This is a genomic window from Citrobacter sp. wls714, from assembly GCF_005281025.1.
Classification (GTDB): domain Bacteria; phylum Pseudomonadota; class Gammaproteobacteria; order Enterobacterales; family Enterobacteriaceae; genus Citrobacter; species Citrobacter werkmanii.
The window spans coordinates 16,668-31,196 of the sequence record NZ_SZWZ01000083.1; the positions used below are offsets into that span (position 1 = coordinate 16,668).

Genomic DNA, 14,529 nt, shown 5'->3' on the forward strand with positions numbered 1-14,529 from the left:
CACAATAACAACCATTGGAGCACAGAATTCAGCTGTATCACAGTGCTTCGAATTATTCATGCGGTTGGTCACAACAGGCGTGCGTCTGAACTGCTGTCCGGGTTCAGGCGCGCGCCGCCCTACACAATTCCAATTACCAACCTTTATCCGATGGAGTACACATGAAGAAAATAAGTTTAACGAAGATGATCATATTAGGCCTGATACTCGGCATGATTGCCGGGGTGGCCATAAATAATATGGTCGCGGCTGAAACGGCAAAATCTTATGCAGCAGATATTTCCATTTTCACCACCATATTCTTACGCATGGTGAAAATGATTATCGCCCCATTAGTTATTTCAACTTTGGTTGTGGGCATTGCCAAAATGGGCGATGCCAAAACGCTGGGACGTATATTTTCGAAAACCTTCTTCCTGTTTATTTGCGCCTCACTGCTGTCAATCGCGCTGGGCCTGGTTATCGTTAATATTTTCCAGCCAGGCGCTGGCATCAACTTTGTTCCACATGACGCCGGAGCCGTTGCCGCCGTTAAGTCTGAGCCATTCACGCTGAAAGTATTCATCTCGCACGCAGTACCGACCAGTATTGTTGATGCGATGGCACGTAACGAAATTCTGCAGATCGTCGTCTTCTCAATTTTCCTCGGTTGCAGCCTTGCCGCAATTGGTGAGAAAGCCGAGCCTATCGTGAAGGTTCTGGATTCACTGGTACACGTGATGCTGAAGCTGACGGGTTACGTCATGCTGTTTGCGCCACTGACCGTTTTTGCCGCTATTTCGGGTCTGATTGCCGAACGTGGTCTGGGTGTGATGGTCAGCGCCGGGATCTTTATGGGTGAATTCTACCTGACGCTGGGTATGCTGTGGGCGATCCTCATTGGCCTGTCCACCATGATCGTAGGGCCTTGCATCGCGCGTTTAACGAAATCAATCCTCGAACCTGCACTGTTGGCCTTCACCACCTCCAGCTCTGAAGCCGCTTTCCCGGGCACGCTGGACAAGCTGGAAAAATTCGGTGTTTCCTCAAAAATCGCCAGCTTCGTTCTGCCTATCGGTTACTCCTTTAACCTGGTCGGCTCGATGGCGTACTGCTCCTTTGCCACCGTATTTATTGCCCAGGCGTGCAACATCGAATTGAGCATGGGTGAGCAAATCACCATGCTGTTGATTCTGATGCTGACCTCAAAAGGGATGGCGGGCGTACCGCGTGCATCAATGGTGGTAATTGCCGCCACCCTGAACCAGTTCAACATTCCGGAAGCCGGTCTGATCCTACTGATGGGTGTGGATCCATTCCTCGATATGGGTCGTTCTGCTACCAACGTCATGAGTAACGCCATGGGCGCTGCCATTGTGGGTCGTTGGGAAGGCGAACACTTCGGCCAGGGTTGTCGCGGAACTGCGCCAGTGAAGACACCGGAACAAGAACGTCCGGTGACCGAACAGTCAGAAGTTGCGATGTCCTGATAGCGCGCTTATCCGGCCTACAAAACGGTCAATTATCCGTAGGCCGGATAAGGTGGAACACCGCCATCCAGCACGATGATGAACACACCAACAGGATTACACCATGAATAAAACTCTTCTCGGCGTGAGTATTTTTTCCTTCAGCGTTTTGTTTAGCGCAACGACTCTCGCGCAAACCACGCCGGATTACGCAAAGATTATCGACCAGGCACATCAGAAATATAAAAGTAACAACGATGGCAAAGTCGCCGACTACATCCCTGCCCTGGCGACCTACAGCCCGAAAAATTTTGCCATCACCATTGCCACGGTGGACGGCAAGATCTATCAGGTGGGCGATGTTAACAAGCCCTTCCCAATGGAATCCCTGAGTAAAGTCTTCACCCTGGCACTCGCCATGGAACAGCATGGCCCACAGGTAGTCCTGGAGAAACTTGGGGCCAATGCCACCGGCATGCCGTTCAATTCAGGTTTAGCGGTAGAACTGACTAAAGGCGCGCCGGAAAACCCGCTGGTAAACGCCGGGGCGATGAGCACCGTTAGCCTGATCGAAGCCAAAGATAAAACCGATCGCTGGAACAAAATCCTCGACAACCTGAACGTCTGGGCTGATGCCACACTCACCGTGAACGAGCCGGTTTTCAAATCCGAGATGGAAACCAACCAGCACAACCAGGCGCTGGCGAAGCTGATGGAATCCTATAACAGCTTCTATGGCAACACAGACGACGCTGTCGAAATTTATACCCGTCAGTGCTCAGTCGATATCACCGTTGAGCAACTGGCCAAAATGGGCGCGGTACTCGCCAACAAAGGCAAATCACCGTTCAACGGTAAGCAATTGCTGAATGAAAAATATGTCCCGCAGGTACTGGCTGAAATGGCCATTGCCGGATTGTACGACGGTAGTGGTAAGTGGCTGTACACCGTAGGCATCCCGGCGAAAAGCGGCGTCGGCGGTGGGATGGTTGCCGTTGTGCCAGGCGAATATGCGATAGCCGTCTATTCCCCGCCGCTGGATGAAGCCGGTAACAGCGTTCGTGCACAGAAAACGATCGAATATGTCGCCGAAGCGACCGAAGCGAATGTCTTTTTAGCAAAATAACTCTATGCCGGATGGCGCTTCGCTTATCCGGCAAACAACACGAAGAGGTGAGAAGTAAACATGTCTAAACCATTTGTCTGGCAGGAACTCTTTGTTCAGGGTAAAGATAGTACCGAATATGAATTACTGAGTAATCAGCACATTACAGTTTCTGAGTTAGACGGAGAGGAAGTGATTAAGGTTGCGCCAGAAGCGTTAACCTTATTAGCACAGCAGGCATTTTATGAGGCTTCATTCTTCCTGCGCACCGGACATTTGAAACAGATCGCCAGCATTCTGCACGATCCACAGGCCAGCGGTAACGATAAGTATGTTGCATTGCAGCTACTGCGCAACGCTGAAGTTTCGGCCAAAGGCGTGCTGCCTAACTGTCAGGATACCGGAACGGCAACGATTGTGGCCTGCAAAGGTCAGCATGTCTGGACCGGCGGCGATGACGCAGAAGCGTTAAGCAAAGGCGTGTATACCACTTTCACCGAAAACAACCTGCGTTATTCGCAAAATGCCCCGCTGGATATGTACACCGAGGTCAATACTCAGACTAACCTGCCGGCACAAATCGATATCAGCGCCACGCCGGGTAATGAATACCGCTTCCTGTTCGTCAACAAAGGCGGCGGCTCGGCCAACAAAGCGGCGCTGTTCCAGGAAACAAAATCCATTCTGCAGCCGGAAAAGCTCACCGCCTTTCTGATCGAAAAAATGAAATCACTGGGCACAGCCGCCTGCCCGCCTTATCACATCGCTTTCGTCGTTGGAGGCTTGTCTGCCGACCAGGCGCTGAAAGTCGCCAAGCTGGCTTCAACCAAGTATTACGATAACCTGCCCACCAGCGGGAACGAACTGGGTCAGGCGTTCCGCGATACGGCCCTGGAAGCCGAGTTACTCAATGCCAGCCGCGAGTTTGGTATCGGCGCGCAGTTTGGCGGCAAGTACTTTGCCCACGATATCCGCGTGATTCGCCTGCCGCGTCACGGGGGGTCTTGTCCTATCGCCATGGCCCTCTCCTGCTCAGCCGACCGCAACATTAAGGCTAAAATTAACAAACACGGTATCTGGCTGGAGAAGCTGGAGCATAACCCGGGCAAATTCATACCTGATTCCCAACGGGTAGAAAATGGCGCCCAAACCGTACAGTTGGATCTCAACCGCCCGCTACGCGAGATTCTGCACGACCTGTCCGCTCTGCCTATCGGTACTCGTTTGTCGTTAAGTGGCCCAATTGTTGTCGCCCGTGATATTGCCCACGCTAACATCAAAGCGCGCCTGGATAACGGCGAACCGATGCCGGAATACATGAAAAAGCATATCGTTTATTACGCTGGTCCCGCCAAAACGCCGGAGAATCAGGCCTGTGGTTCAATGGGTCCCACCACCGGCGGGCGCATGGATGGGTATGTCGATGCTTTCCAGGCACAAGGCGGCAGTCTCATTATGCTCACCAAGGGTAACCGCAGCCAACAGGTCACTGATGCCTGCCATAAACACGGTGGGTTTAGCCTCGGCAGCATCGGCGGCGCCGCGGCCCTGCTTGCACAACAGTACGTGAAAAGCCTGCACTGCCTGGAATATCCCGAACTGGGAATGGAAGCGGTCTGGATGATGGAAGTTAAAAATATGCCGGCCTTCGTGTTAGTCGACGACAAAGGTAATAACTTCTTTAGTCAGTTTGAGCAGCAGCATCGCTGCGCAACCTGTCCGGCAGGACATTAAGGAGCCTCAATGGAAGCGCGAGCCAATAATGACAGACACCGCCAGCGTCAGCAGAAACTGAAAGAACAGGTTGATACCCGCGTGGCGGCGGCAACGGAGAAGAAAGGGATCCTGATTGTCTTCACCGGCAACGGTAAAGGGAAATCCACCGCAGCCTTTGGCACGGCAACGCGCGCGGTTGGTCACGGAAAAACCGTTGGCATCGCGCAGTTTATCAAAGGTCAGTGGGAGAATGGCGAGTACAACACCCTGCAACCGCTCGGCGTTGAATTCCATATTATGGGCACCGGGTTTACCTGGGAAACCCAAAACCGGCAAGCGGATATCGAGGCGGCAACGGTAGTCTGGCAAGAAAGTAAGCGCATGCTGGCTGATGCGCATTACGATCTGGTGGTATTGGATGAACTGACTTACATGCTGGCTTACCACTATCTGGATACCCAGGAGGTTCTCAGCGCCATCGAAAATCGCCCTGTCGGACAAAGTGTTATCGTCACCGGACGCGGATGCCACGCACTGTTGCTGGAACTGGCCGATACGGTCAGCGAAATTCGCCCGGTCAAGCACGCGTTTGACAGCGGTATTCAGGCGCAGGTGGGAATCGACTGGTAACTATTCTTTTGCCGGATAACGACGCGCTGGCGTCTTATCCGGCCTACCGTTCTTTGCAGGCCTGACAAGGCACACGGTACTATCAGGCAGGCGATACCACAGATTTATTCAACAGCCAGTCCCGGAAGATCTGTAAATGCACAGATTCCGCTTTCTCTTCACGCCACGTCATGATGAAACGGTTCCCGGTGCGCATCGGGACATCGCAAGGAATGACCATATCACCGCTGTCCAGATCGTGCTGAATGGCAAAACGAGGAAGCAACGCCACGCCAAGATTAGAGCGAACCGCCGCAATCAGCATCGACAACAGATCAAACCTTGGACCTTTATTGACCAGTGGACTGCTGATATCGGACAGCGCAAACCATTCCTGCCAACCCTTGATACGCGTGCTTTGGTGCAAAAGCGGGAATTCGTTCAGCAACTCCTCGACTGCCAGTTTCCGATCCGGTTCGGCCAGCAAGCAGCGGCTACATACCGGCAGGATTTCCTCTTCAAACAGGTACTCAACGCCCGACCATGGCGAGTAGAAATCTTCACGCATGATTGCCGCGTCATACTCCCGATTGAGAAAATCACCAATATTCGCCAGCGAATGGATATTGACGATAATATCAGGATTGAGTTTGTTGAACTCGCGCAGGTTCGGAATCAGCCAATGCGTGCTGAAGGTCGGATTCACTGCCAGCTCAATAACCTGCACCGTCGGCTGCCAGGTCATTATCGTCGTCGTATCTCGCTCAAGTTTATTTAACGTTTCTTTAACGATACTTAAATAATGTTTGCCCGCCGCATTTAAAAAAATGCGTTTCTTGGCATGATTAAATAGCGAGGTATTCAGAAAATCCTCCAGTGCATTCACCTGGCGGAAAACAGCACTTTGTGTTAAAGCCAGCTCTTCAGCAGCCCGGGTATAACTTTCGTGACGCGCAACAACTTCAAAAGTTACCAGCAACTCCGTCTTCGGTATTTTTCCTCTCATAACCTCTTCCATATGCAGCGTACAAAAATAGTTTAATTTATAAAAAATAATTCAAGACACCCAGATAAGCATCGAGAGTTATATTTTATTTCATCCATTGATGTCATTGATCCAATCCATGATTTACTCATACTGATGGCGGATAAATATTAACCAATAATACTCAAGCACAACAATAAACACAATTTAAATAAGGTTAAACCTATGCAAATAGTGCCAATAAGTTCTTAATAATTTTTCAAGTTAACTTGTTTATTGCAGAAAAAACTTTGCGAGATTAATCAATATTATCCATGCAATAATTTTAGATAATTTCACGTTATAACTTACGGGCAAACGACTGCTTTTAATCATTCCTTGATGTAGTTTCTGCCTTTTTTTGTTAGACGTGATAAAGGACACAATGTGAAAACTTTCGGAAAGGTCTGGCTCGTTGGAGCAGGTCCCGGTGATATTTCATTGCTCACCCTCAAAGCGATGATGTGCATTAAACAGGCTGATGTCATTATTTACGATCGGCTGGTCAATCCTAAAATTTTGGAATGGGCATTACCTGATTGCCTGCTTATCAATGTCGGCAAAAATCCAGGCTATCATTGTGTTCCTCAGGATGAAATTAACGCATTACTGGTCCAGTATGCCCAAACACATAGCAACATCGTACGCCTGAAAGGGGGCGATCCTTATGTGTTTGGTCGTGGGGCCGAAGAAGTTGAGGATCTTGTTGAAACGGGTATCCCATTTGAAGTTGTGCCGGGTATCAGTTCTACCATCGGCGGCCTGACCTATGCCGGAATTCCGGTGACGCATCGCGATTTCGCCTCCGGTTTTCACGTGGTGACAGGCCATACGCGGGAAGGCAACCAGCAGCAGGACTGGCGTCAACTGGCAAAGCTAAATGGCACGCTGGTTATCGTCATGGGGATCGCCAATCTGGCGTTTATTTGCGAAGAGCTGTTGATGGGCGGTAAATCAGCAGATACACCCGCTGCGCTAATTATGTCCGCCACCCGGGAGAATCAACGCCGACTAACCTGTACGCTCGGTTCATTACTGAGCAAAGCGCAGGAGGCTAACATTGCTCCACCTGCACTGATTGTTATTGGTGAGGTGGTGACCCTGAGCGATCGGCTCTCTTTTATACCCGACGCCATCACCTTGCCAGAAGATCTTTACTGCGAAAGCCTGGCATGACGAAAAGACTGGGGCGACGTTTGATGCGCCGCCCTGAAAACGCGGCAAAAGTAGCTGGTTTGCGCATATTGAAGTTTCCTGGCAATACTGTCTATTGAATGCTCAGGGTCGTGCAACAACTCCCCCGCTTTCTGCATTTTTTTCTGACTCACCCAGGTTTTAAAATTAACGCCCAGCCGTTTCTTAAAAAATCGGCTGAAATAGTTCGCGCTTAAGCACACATGCGCCGCGACGGATTCCAGGGATAATTCACCATATAAATTCTCATCAATATAACGCAGCGCCGCCAGAAGTTTTTTCTCATGACGGGAAGGTTCAGTAACATAATGACGAATGTAACGGATCGGTGAAACTTGAGCGGATTTTTGTTCTTCCGCATAATTATCCACAATAAAACTTAACAAATTAGCCGACGCTACCAGCGTATTATTATCCACTACCGCAACCTGACCCCATTCAGCTTTTATTTTTGGGTCATCCATCCATGAGAATTTATTACCAATAACAATAGTTTTATATTCCTGATACTTTGGCCGGACCTGTCCGCAGACAATAAAACCATAAAGATGCCCTTCATCAATTAATGGCATCGAGAACAGACTTAACCCGGCATGACAGGTGAGTATTCTGGGCTTAAGCTGTTTTAACCCCTCAAAAGCACACTGCTTATCGCATTTTTGGCAGTCCACACGATAGCGCTCATCCGCCCGCATTAATCTGCAGAAAGAATTAAAATTATGACAATCTGAGAGTGGCTTACCATTAATATCAATCACAACCGTGGCTAACCCGGTCGCACGGGAGAATATTTCGGCTATCGAGAAAAAACCGTGTAAATAATCATTCTGAATTTTCAGCAGCACGTTCTCCTCCAGCACTCATAATATTAAAACCGATAATATGCAGAATTTAACCAAGAGAAAGAATGATGTTGACCGCAAAAAATAATCTCATTTGTGCAGATGATTATGATCAATTGGCAAGAAAAATATTTAAGGACAAAAAAAAGGCCATCATCAGATGGCCAACCATGTCGAAACGGGACCAGCCCTTGACCATGCAGATAGTCAGGGCTGTTTTTTTACTTCTTACTTAATAACGGTTTTCAGCGCTTCGCCGATATCGGCCAGGCTGCGAACGGTTTTCACGCCAGCAGCTTCCAGAGCCGCGAATTTCTCGTCAGCGGTACCCTTACCACCGGCGATGATCGCACCGGCGTGGCCCATACGTTTGCCTTTCGGCGCGGTGACGCCCGCGATGTAACCGACAACCGGCTTGGTGACGTGATCTTTAATGTACGCCGCCGCTTCTTCTTCCGCGCTACCGCCGATCTCGCCGATCATCACGATCGCTTCAGTCTGCGGATCTTCCTGGAACAGCTTCAGAATGTCGATGAAGTTAGAGCCTGGAATCGGGTCGCCGCCGATACCGACACAGGTGGACTGGCCGAAACCGTAGTCGGTGGTCTGCTTAACCGCTTCATAGGTCAGCGTACCGGAACGGGAAACGATACCCACTTTACCCGGCTTGTGAATGTGACCCGGCATGATGCCGATTTTGCATTCGCCCGGGGTGATCACGCCTGGGCAGTTCGGGCCGATCATGCGTACGCCAGCTTCATCCAGCTTCACCTTCACGGTCAGCATATCCAGCGTCGGGATACCTTCGGTGATGGTGATAATCAGTTTGATGCCTGCATCGATCGCTTCCAGGATGGAGTCTTTGCAGAACGGCGCCGGAACGTAGATAACGGTGGCGGTTGCGCCGGTTGCTTCTACCGCTTCACGCACGGTGTTGAACACCGGCAGACCCAGGTGAGTGGTGCCGCCTTTGCCTGGCGTTACGCCGCCAACCATCTGCGTACCGTAAGCAATCGCCTGTTCGGAGTGGAATGTCCCCTGGCTACCGGTGAAGCCCTGGCAGATAACCTTGGTATCTTTATTAATTAAAACTGACATTATTTCCCCTCCACTGCGGCAACAACCTGCTGAGCTGCATCCGTCAGACTTTTCGCTGCAATAATATTCAGGCCGCTATCAGCCAGTTTTTTCGCGCCGAGTTCGGCGTTGTTGCCTTCCAGACGAACGACAACCGGAACGTTAACGCCCACTTCCGCTACCGCGCCGATGATACCGTCAGCGATCAGGTCGCAACGTACGATACCGCCGAAGATGTTAACCAGTACGGCTTTAACATTGTCATCGGAAAGGATGATTTTGAACGCTTCGGTCACGCGCTCTTTGGTCGCGCCGCCGCCCACGTCGAGGAAGTTAGCCGGTTCGCCGCCGTGCAGTTTAACGATATCCATGGTGCCCATTGCCAGGCCCGCGCCGTTAACCATACAGCCGATGTTGCCGTCCAGCGCAACGTAGTTCAGTTCCCACTGTGCTGCCTGCGCTTCACGAGGATCTTCCTGAGACTGGTCGCGCATTTCGCGCAGGTCAGCCTGGCGGAACAGTGCGTTGCCGTCAGCGCCCAGTTTGCCATCGAGGCAGATCAGATCGCCCTGTTTGGTTACTACCAGCGGGTTGATTTCGATCAGCGCCAGGTCGCGCTCCAGGAAAATGGTCGCCAGCCCCATGAAGATTTTGGTGAATTGCTGAACCTGTTTACCTTCCAGACCCAGTTTGAACGCCAGCTCACGCCCCTGGTAAGGCATCGGTCCTGCCAGCGGATCCAGCGCCACTTTGTGGATCAGGTGCGGGGTTTCTTCCGCTACTTTTTCGATTTCCACGCCGCCTTCAGTCGAAGCCATAAAGACCACGCGACGGGAACTACGGTCAACCACTGCGCCGAGGTAAAGTTCTTTACCGATATCGGTCGCCGCTTCAACCAGAATCTGATTTACCGGTTGGCCATTAGCGTCTGTCTGGTAAGTCACCAGACGTTTCCCCAGCCAGTGCTCAGCAAAAGCGCGAATGTCTTCTTTGCTGTTAACAACCTTCACACCGCCCGCTTTACCACGGCCACCAGCGTGAACCTGACATTTCACTACCCACGGGCCTGCGCCGATTTTAGATGCGGCTTCTTCAGCTTCACGCGGAGTATTACAGGCATAACCCACCGGTGCCGGTAAGCCATAGCGGGCAAAAAGTTGTTTTGCCTGATATTCATGTAAGTTCATGTGTTCTGTCCATCCTTCAGGTAATCGTTATCTTTTACCCGTAGGCCTGATAAGGCGTCCAGACCTACGGGGCAGGTGATACTCTTTTTCGTTACACGTCCAGCAGCAGACGCGTTGGATCTTCCAGCAACTCTTTAATGGTTACCAGGAAGCCTACTGACTCACGACCATCGATCAGACGGTGGTCATAAGACAGCGCCAGATACATCATCGGCAGAATTTCAACCTTGCCGTCTACCGCCATCGGACGATCTTTGATGGCATGCATACCCAGGATGGCGCTCTGCGGTGGGTTGATAATCGGCGTAGACATCAGGGAACCGAACACACCGCCATTAGTGATGGTGAAGTTACCGCCCGTCAGATCTTCAACCGTCAACTTGCCGTCGCGACCTTTTACTGCCAGCTCTTTAATGTTCTTCTCAATGTCAGCCATACCCAGCAGATCCACATCACGCAGGACTGGCGTTACCAGGCCGCGCGGCGTGGAGACCGCCATGCTGACATCAAAGTAGTTGTGGTACACCACGTCATCGCCATCGATGGACGCGTTGACTTCCGGATAGCGTTTCAGCGCTTCAACCACCGCTTTCACGTAGAAAGACATAAAGCCCAGACGGATACCGTGGCGTTTTTCGAACGCATCACCGTACTGCTTGCGCAGGTCCATAATCGGCTTCATATTGACTTCGTTGAACGTGGTCAGCATGGCGGTGGAGTTTTTCGCTTCCAGCAGACGTTCGGCTACGCGTTTGCGCAGACGGGTCATCGGTACACGTTTTTCGCCACGCGCACCCAGTTGAGGCTGTGGCGCTGGCGCGGCTGCTGGCGCTTTGGCTTCGTCTTTTGCTGCCGGCGCTTTGGCCAGATGCTTTTCCACATCTTCGCGGGTGATGCGGCCACCGACGCCAGTGCCTTTGATGGCGCTGGCTTCGAGGTTATGTTCACCGAGCAGGCGACGGATCGCCGGGCTCAGGGCATCGTTGTTCTGCTCTGCAAGCGACGCCTGCTGGCGCTGTGCCGGAGTAGAATCTTTCTCTTCAGACTTGGCACTGGTTTCTTTACCAGTGCTATTGCCTTCACGCAAGCGACCGAGGATCTGGCGGGAGGTGACGGTTGTCCCTTCATCTTCCAGAACCGCATCAAGGATACCGTCCGCTGATGCCGGTACTTCCAGTACCACTTTGTCAGTTTCGATTTCTACCAGTACTTCATCACGACGTACTGCATCGCCCGGTTTTTTGTGCCAGGTTGCAACCGTTGCATCCGCTACGGATTCAGGCAGGTCGGGAACAAGAATATCTACGCTACTCATTATTTATCCTTTATTTAATCGACGTTCAGCGCGTCATTAACCAGATCTTGTTGCTGTTTCTGGTGAACGGACATATACCCTACTGCCGGAGAGGCAGAGGCCGGGCGACCTGCATAACGCAGAGCGGACCCAAATGGAATCACTTCACGGAAATGATGCTGACTGCAGTACCATGCGCCCTGGTTGAGCGGCTCTTCCTGGCACCAGACAAAATCATGTACGTGAGCAAACGGTTTCAGCGCTTCCTGCACCGCTTTATGCGGGAACGGATAGAGCTGTTCGATGCGCACAATGGCAACATCTTTTTGGTCATTCTTGCGGCGTTGCTCCAGCAGGTCGTAATAAACCTTACCAGAACACATCACAACACGCTTCACGCCTTTCGGATCAAGTTCATCGACTTCGCCAATAGCCGGCAGGAAGGTGCCATTTGCCAGTTCGTCCAGCGTAGACACCGCCAGCGGGTGACGCAGCAGCGACTTCGGTGACATCACCACCAGCGGACGACGCATACCGCGCAGCGCCTGACGACGCAGCATGTGGTACACCTGTGCCGGGGTGGACGGGACGCAAACCTGCATGTTTTGCTCAGCGCAAAGTTGCAGATAACGTTCCAGACGCGCGGAGGAGTGCTCCGGGCCCTGACCTTCGTAGCCGTGCGGCAGCAGCATAACCAGACCGCACATACGACCCCATTTCTGTTCGCCGGAAGAGATGAACTGGTCGATAACGACCTGAGCACCGTTGGCGAAGTCACCGAACTGGGCTTCCCAGATAGTCAGAGTGCGCGGTTCTGCCGTGGCGTAACCGTATTCAAACGCCAGCACCGCTTCTTCAGACAGTACGGAGTCCCATACGCGGAACGTGCCCTGGCCGTTATGCACATGCTGCAGCGGCGTGTAGGTTGAACCGTTCGCCTGGTTATGAATAACCGCGTGGCGGTGGAAGAAGGTTCCGCGACCGGAATCTTCACCCGACAGACGAACCGGAATGCCTTCGTCAACCAGTGTGGCGTAAGCCAGATTCTCTGCGCCCCCCCAGTCGAACAGCTTCTCGCCTGCGGCCATGGCCTGACGATCGCCGTAAATTTTGGCAACGCGCGACTGCATTTCAACCGCTTCAGGTACAGTGCTGATGCGTTTAGCCAGCTCCTGCAGACGCTTCATCTCAACTTTGTTCGGGTAGCTTTCATCCCATTCGTGGTTGAGATATGGCGACCAGGTGAAGGAGTGCATGTTCATCGGACGCCACTCTTTCACTACGCACTCGCCAGCATCCAGCGCATCGCGATACAGGTTGACCATTTCGGTCGCATCTTCCAGCGTGGCGACTTTGTCCGCTTCCAGCTTGTCGGCGTAGATTTTGCGCGGGGTCGGATGCTTTTTGATTTTCTGATACATCAGCGGCTGGGTTGCGCTCGGCTCATCGGCTTCGTTATGGCCGTGACGGCGGTAGCACACCAGATCGATGAAGACATCGCGTTTGAAGGTATTACGGAAGTCCAGCGCCAGACGCGTGACGAAAGCGACTGCTTCCGGGTCATCCGCATTGACGTGGAAAATCGGCGCCTGAACCATCTTACCGATGTCGGTACAATATGGGGTAGAACGCGCATCCAACGGGTTAGAGGTAGTGAAGCCCACCTGGTTGTTGATAACGATGCGAACGGTACCGCCCACTTCGTAACCACGCGCTTTCGACATGTTCAGGGTTTCCTGCACCACGCCCTGCCCGGTCACCGCCGCATCACCATGAATGGTGATAGGCAGGACTTTATTGCTGCTCGGCTCATCCAGACGATCCAGACGCGCACGGACGGAACCGATTACCACCGGGCTAACAATTTCCAGGTGTGACGGGTTAAACGCCAGCGCCAGGTGTACCAGACCACCTTCGGTTTCGATATCTGACGAGAAGCCCATGTGGTACTTCACGTCGCCAGTGCCGAGATGTTCTTTATGTTTGCCCGCGAATTCGTCGAACAGATCCTGCGGCTTTTTACCCAGCACGTTGACCAGTACGTTCAGACGACCACGGTGCGCCATGCCCAGCACCACTTCACGCGTACCACTGTTACCCGCGTGGCGGATCATCTCTTTCAGCATCGGAATTAACGCATCACCGCCTTCCAGCGAGAAGCGTTTTGCACCCGGGAACTTCGCGCCCAGGTAACGTTCCAGACCTTCCGCTGCGGTCAGTTCGCTGAGGAAGCGTTTTTTCTCTTCACTACTAAACGCGGCGCGGCCAGACTCGATGCGCTGCTGAAGCCAGCGTTTTTCTTCGGTGCTGGTGATGTGCATATACTCGGCGCCAATCGGGCCGCAGTAGGTTTGTTTCAGCGCAACAACCAGGTCGCTCAGCTTCATGGTGTCTTTGCCGCCGGCAAAAGAACCTACGTTAAAGCTTTCCTGGAAATCCGCATCGGTCAGATCGTGGAAAGACGGATCCAGATCGGCCACTTTCTCTTGCTGCCACAGTCCCAGCGGATCGAGATTCGCATGTTGATGACCGCGGAAACGGTAGGCGTTAATGAGCTGCAGGACTTTAACCTGCTTCACATTGGCATCAGGGTCGGAAATAGAAGAAGAGTAACGTGGGGTAATCAACGCCTGCCGACGGAAATAATCACGTGTTTTTGAGTGGAGTTGATCCGGTTTGACTCCGGTGCCAGGTAACTGCTGGAACGTCGAACGCCAGTTAGCATCTACCGAGTCAGGGTCGGTTAAGAAGTCTTCATAGAGCTGTTCTATCCAGCTCTGGTTCGAGCCAGAGAGGTAAGAAGAGTCCAACCAGGCTTTCAAAGCGCTGTTCTGCATCGTGATCCCTTAAGCATTTGTATGCTTACTTCGCCGTGGATACTACCACGCACACCGATGTGCGTGCCGGGGTTCACTTGCGAGCTCTTTTTGTTTGGCTCGCGAAGGAACCTTTAAAAACTGTCTAATCATGTGGCAGTTTTTAGAGGTTTCCTACATTAACAATTTGCCTGATGGCGCTTCACTTATCAGGCCT

At 52.0% G+C, this 14,529-nt stretch carries 11 protein-coding genes; 5 read left to right on the plus strand and 6 right to left on the minus strand.

All coding sequences use genetic code 11. The annotated features are described in order from the left end of the window. Nucleotides 1-161 precede the first annotated feature (161 nt). The 4 genes from FDX11_RS17420 (at nt 162) to cobO (ending at nt 4,899) form a co-directional block, all read left to right on the plus strand. Nucleotides 162-1,469: a dicarboxylate/amino acid:cation symporter gene (locus FDX11_RS17420; protein ID WP_061381690.1), complete on the plus strand. Its 1,308-nt coding sequence runs from the start codon at nt 162-164 to the stop codon at nt 1,467-1,469. A 103-nt stretch (nt 1,470-1,572) separates the two neighbouring features. Next, the gene (glsA, locus tag FDX11_RS17425) at nt 1,573-2,574 is read left to right on the plus strand and encodes a glutaminase A (RefSeq protein ID WP_137349211.1); all 1,002 of its coding nucleotides are present in this window, start codon (nt 1,573-1,575) and stop codon (nt 2,572-2,574) included. Between the two features lie 60 nt (nt 2,575-2,634). After that, nucleotides 2,635-4,287, plus strand: a complete 1,653-nt coding sequence (locus FDX11_RS17430; protein WP_137398303.1) for a class I fumarate hydratase — start codon at nt 2,635-2,637, stop codon at nt 4,285-4,287. 9 nt (nt 4,288-4,296) lie between these two features. Continuing rightward, on the plus strand, nt 4,297-4,899 hold the full coding sequence (cobO, locus tag FDX11_RS17435; protein WP_079224967.1) for a cob(I)yrinic acid a,c-diamide adenosyltransferase: 603 nt from the start codon (nt 4,297-4,299) through the stop codon (nt 4,897-4,899). An 82-nt stretch (nt 4,900-4,981) separates the two neighbouring features. Here the strand turns inward: cobO and FDX11_RS17440 are convergent, their stop codons facing one another. Next, nucleotides 4,982-5,884 (minus strand): LysR family transcriptional regulator, encoded by a 903-nt coding sequence (locus FDX11_RS17440; protein ID WP_137360528.1) that lies wholly within the window; start codon nt 5,882-5,884, stop codon nt 4,982-4,984. A 405-nt stretch (nt 5,885-6,289) separates the two neighbouring features. On the opposite strand from FDX11_RS17440, the gene cobA reads away from it, so the two are divergent. After that, complete coding sequence (cobA, locus tag FDX11_RS17445; protein ID WP_042309705.1) at nt 6,290-7,078, plus strand: uroporphyrinogen-III C-methyltransferase; 789 nt, start codon at nt 6,290-6,292, stop codon at nt 7,076-7,078. Here cobA and FDX11_RS17450 read toward each other — a convergent pair. The 5 genes from FDX11_RS17450 to sucA form a co-directional block, all read right to left on the minus strand. After that, nucleotides 7,057-7,941: a PocR ligand-binding domain-containing protein gene (locus tag FDX11_RS17450; RefSeq protein WP_061381687.1), complete on the minus strand. Its 885-nt coding sequence runs from the start codon at nt 7,939-7,941 to the stop codon at nt 7,057-7,059. The two genes, cobA and FDX11_RS17450, sit on opposite strands and share 22 nt — an antisense overlap. A 225-nt stretch (nt 7,942-8,166) precedes the next feature. Further along, on the minus strand, nt 8,167-9,036 hold the full coding sequence (gene sucD, locus FDX11_RS17455) for a succinate--CoA ligase subunit alpha (RefSeq protein WP_003022929.1): 870 nt from the start codon (nt 9,034-9,036) through the stop codon (nt 8,167-8,169). Further along, a complete protein-coding gene (gene sucC / locus FDX11_RS17460) occupies nt 9,036-10,202 on the minus strand; it encodes an ADP-forming succinate--CoA ligase subunit beta (protein ID WP_038638897.1) in 1,167 nt (388 codons plus the stop codon). The genes sucD and sucC overlap by 1 nt, the downstream gene beginning before the upstream one ends. Nucleotides 10,203-10,293: 91 nt before the next feature. Next, nucleotides 10,294-11,517 carry a 2-oxoglutarate dehydrogenase complex dihydrolipoyllysine-residue succinyltransferase gene (odhB, locus tag FDX11_RS17465; RefSeq protein WP_137349216.1) on the minus strand — a complete coding sequence of 408 codons (1,224 nt, stop codon included), beginning with the start codon at nt 11,515-11,517 and terminating at the stop codon, nt 10,294-10,296. Nucleotides 11,518-11,531: 14 nt separating this feature from the next. After that, nucleotides 11,532-14,333 carry a 2-oxoglutarate dehydrogenase E1 component gene (gene sucA / locus FDX11_RS17470; RefSeq protein WP_038638891.1) on the minus strand — a complete coding sequence of 934 codons (2,802 nt, stop codon included), beginning with the start codon at nt 14,331-14,333 and terminating at the stop codon, nt 11,532-11,534. Nucleotides 14,334-14,529 lie beyond the last annotated feature (196 nt).

Excerpts from the sequence above, each read along its gene's own strand:
- FDX11_RS17420 (WP_061381690.1), top strand. The coding sequence starts at position 162 with ATGAAGAAAATAAGTTTAACGAAGATGATCATATTAGGCCTGATACTC.
- glsA (WP_137349211.1), top strand. The coding sequence starts at position 1,573 with ATGAATAAAACTCTTCTCGGCGTGAGTATTTTTTCCTTCAGCGTTTTG.
- FDX11_RS17430 (WP_137398303.1), top strand. The coding sequence starts at position 2,635 with ATGTCTAAACCATTTGTCTGGCAGGAACTCTTTGTTCAGGGTAAAGAT.
- cobO (WP_079224967.1), top strand. The coding sequence starts at position 4,297 with ATGGAAGCGCGAGCCAATAATGACAGACACCGCCAGCGTCAGCAGAAA.
- FDX11_RS17440 (WP_137360528.1), bottom strand. The coding sequence starts at position 5,884 with ATGAGAGGAAAAATACCGAAGACGGAGTTGCTGGTAACTTTTGAAGTT.
- sucD (WP_003022929.1), bottom strand. The coding sequence starts at position 9,036 with ATGTCAGTTTTAATTAATAAAGATACCAAGGTTATCTGCCAGGGCTTC.
- sucC (WP_038638897.1), bottom strand. The coding sequence starts at position 10,202 with ATGAACTTACATGAATATCAGGCAAAACAACTTTTTGCCCGCTATGGC.
- odhB (WP_137349216.1), bottom strand. The coding sequence starts at position 11,517 with ATGAGTAGCGTAGATATTCTTGTTCCCGACCTGCCTGAATCCGTAGCG.
- sucA (WP_038638891.1), bottom strand. The coding sequence starts at position 14,333 with ATGCAGAACAGCGCTTTGAAAGCCTGGTTGGACTCTTCTTACCTCTCT.